Source organism: Methylophilus sp. UBA6697 (genome assembly GCF_002454655.1).
In the GTDB taxonomy this organism is placed as follows: Bacteria; Pseudomonadota; Gammaproteobacteria; order Burkholderiales; family Methylophilaceae; genus Methylophilus.
The window spans coordinates 1-3405 of record NZ_DKJH01000028.1; the positions used below are offsets into that span (position 1 = coordinate 1).

General features: G+C 46.3%; 2 protein-coding genes. Both read right to left on the reverse strand.

The window, feature by feature from the left end; genetic code table 11:
- A partial coding sequence (locus B3355_RS08910; RefSeq protein WP_292782836.1) for a retention module-containing protein occupies positions 1-1233 on the reverse strand: 1233 nt, incomplete at its 3' end.
- 205 nt (positions 1234-1438) lie between these two features.
- Entirely contained in the window at positions 1439-3244 is a 1806-nt protein-coding gene (locus tag B3355_RS08915) for a TolC family outer membrane protein (RefSeq protein ID WP_292782838.1), read from the reverse strand.
- Positions 3245-3405 lie beyond the last annotated feature (161 nt).

The following is a 3405-nucleotide window of genomic DNA, read 5'->3' on the forward strand; positions in this document are numbered from 1 at the left end:
AGGCTTGTTATCATCAATCGTTGAGTTGTTAATGATCACACCTTGAGTCGGGCCAACATCGTCAACACCTTCAAATGCAGGTACATCAGGCGCTGTAGTATCGATTTTAAACTCTAGTGTTGCTGACTTTGGGCTTTCATTGCCAGCAGTGTCTGTTGCGGTTACTTGAATACGATGCTCCGAACCGTCGGCCATAGGAGTGATTGGCGTAAATGTCCAGGTACCATCAGCTTTAACAACCGTAGTACCCAATATAATGACGGTGCCTTTACTATCAATATCATATATCGTGACCTTATCGCCAGGAGAGCCATTGGAACCACGAATTTCAGGCCGAGTATCATCAATTGTTGATTTATTAACAATAACACCTTGAACAGTCCCTACATCGTCATACCCCTCAAATGCAGGTGTATTAGGTGCAACTGTATCAATAATCGCTGAATCAGAAGTGGATGGTGAAATTTGACCTGATTGATTGGTGATACTTGCAGTCACCGTCAATGTTGAGCCTTGTGCCGGCACTGGCACCTGTACATCGACAGAACCTGCTGCGATATTGGCAGCAGACAATACAACACTAATCGTACCGCTGTTATGAACAACGTTTAATGTATCTCCTGGTTCAAGACCAGCTGGCAATGTCACGGTTGCTTTAGTTGTTACAGCGTTACCGATCTCGCCAGCATTTAAATAGCCATCATTGTCTTTATCGTCTGCCAATGTGATAACTGGCGCACCACTTGCAGGACTTAGATAAACATAGTTAGGGGCAATATTGCCGCCTGTAGCCGCGCCACCTGCACCAGTACCACCATCATAGTTGGCGCCACCGGCATTTTGTGTCTGGATTCTGTCCAGGTTGACAAAGCTGGCATTACCATCACTACCCGCCTCACCAGCAGCTGGGCTATCCAATACTTCGGTGATATCACGGCCTTCATTTAACGCAGTCAGCACTGCGTCAAAGACAGTTTGGTTCACAGCATTCTCTGTAACGTCAGAAACATCCACCTGAGCCAGGTTATCAGTAATCTTCACTGTTTGCGCTTCGGCAAAATTTACGGTTTCACCGTTGGCAAGCTTCACGGCAACAGCAGCGCCAGAAGCAGTGATCACTTTATCGCCTGCATGAAGCACTTCGCCGACTTTCAACATATGGCGATTGCCACTGGCATCAACTACGATAGCCATACCCTGAATATTTGTAACAGTTCCGATTACTGTAGCCATGTTTATCCTCACTTAAGATTGAGACAATTCTGATAGTGTCGTATTAGACGCCAATCCAAAACAGAAATCTATTGTACTAAAGTACAATGCCTGGACCAGCCTTAGAGGCCATTACGCTTGCCAACCAACGCTAGCAGATATAAAAAAGCGGTGCCTATTGGCACCGCTTTTTTACACTCCCGACACGCGGGAGCTAAGCTCAACATTACTGAGCGACAGACTGGAATCGAATGACCTCAACGCGACGGTTGGCATCATTACCACTCACAGGGTCATTTTCAGCGATCGGTTGCGAGAAACCGTAGCCTTTGACTGCAATGCGCTGCGCATCCAGGCCTTTTTTCACTAAGTAATCAGCAACCGCCTTAGCACGCTTCTCTGACAACAGCAGGTTGTATTTCTCTTTCGAAGTATTACGCTTGTCGGTATGACCTGCAATTTCAACCTTGTCATTACCCCACTCTTTAACCACGTCATACACAATATCCAGATCCGCATAAGACTCTGGCAAGATGATGGCGCTATTTGCCTGGAACAAGATGCGAGGCGTGAACTTCATGGTCGCTTTTTCTTGTGCTTTAGGCTTAAAGGCTTCGCCTTCCCAAGGTTTGGCATTGGCTAACAATGCTGCTTTATCTGGTACAACCTGCGTAGGAGCAACAGCTTTACACACATTCTCGCGATCCATGTACTCTTCACGTGGATATTCACCCACGTCAGCACGCGTCACACCCAGCTTGCTCAACAACAAACCTTGACCAGCATAGGTTCTGGCGTAAGCAGTACTGAGGTCCATTTCCGCATTGGTAAAGTTACGACGCGACTGGAAGTATTCATTCTCCGTATCCAACAAGTCAAGCAAGGTACGTTGACCGATATCATATTGCTTACGATAGGCCAGGCGTGCATTCTCGATGGAGTCCTGATGTTGCTTGCGATAAGCTACTTGCTCACTCAACTGCTTGATATTGTTGTAAGCGATAGCAACTAACTGACGTGTATCAATACACGCTTTATCGCGCAAATCATGTGAGCGATTTAAAGTTTGTACGGCAGAATCCAGATTAGATTTATCTGTGAATCCATTAAAAATATTCCAGCTGGCAGTGACTTCCAACGTATCTGCAGCTAACGTACTGTTTCTACTTGCGTCATTCACATCCAAGATTTTACGGCCTTGCAAATCCAGTCGCGGCATGAATGGTGCTTTTTTGCCTGAAACGGATTTTTCTACTGCAATAATATTCTCAATGGCTGCAAGGATATTTGGGTTTTGCTTGTAAGCTGCATCCAACACCTGATCTGCGCTACCAGCCAGGCCATCACCTGTCAGCATGACTTCGTTTACGATCTCTGGCGGCAACTCACCCACCAGACGCTGGAAACGGGCAGATACATCATATAGGTTGGTGGTTTCAGTCAGCAGGTTTGCTTCAGCCAAGGCCAAACGACCAGTGGCCTGCTCCAAATCCACCTTCTTACCTACACCGGCATCCACGCGTGATTTGATTTTGTCAAAAACCTGCTTATGCACCACAAAGTTATCTTGTGCATAAGACACCAGACGGCGATAGCGCAACAAATCAAAATAAGCGGTTGCCGTATCCAGCGCCACGCCCTGCATTTGACCCTGCAGCTCATAGAAGCGAGATTTGGCCACATGATCCAGGCGGCCAACTTCAGACGGCGTTGCCAGACCATCAAAAATCATTTGACGCAAGGTCAAGGTGGATTGCTGATTGGGCGTAAAAGTGTTATTAACGTTTGGTGTCAGGCGCTCTTGATTTCGGAACGTTTGGTCAACCGTTAAGTTCGGCAGGTATCGACCTTTGGCGGCAGATTCATCAAACTCTGCTGCTTTGAATGCATGGAAGGTGGCTTGAACCTCCGGGTTCTCGGAGACAGCCTTTTCGATAATTTTCTCTAGCGTCTCAGGACTGGCAGCCCAACCGATAGACGAGAAAGAAAATACACCCATTAATAGTGCCGAGGCGATTTTTTTTAGTTTCATGTGCAGACTCTTAACAAGTTATAAAGATTCATCCAGAACCAGTATAACCACGGAATTGTGTCGGCACAAGGGTATATGGCCTATCAAAGTAGGCACTTAGATAGGCTTTTAGTGAAAAATGTCACACATTTCGACTATAAGACAGCAAAAATTTTGAAAAA

What these genes read in the sequence shown, in the direction of transcription:
- B3355_RS08915 (WP_292782838.1), bottom strand. Translation starts at nt 3,244, where the DNA reads ATGAAACTAAAAAAAATCGCCTCGGCACTATTAATGGGTGTATTTTCT.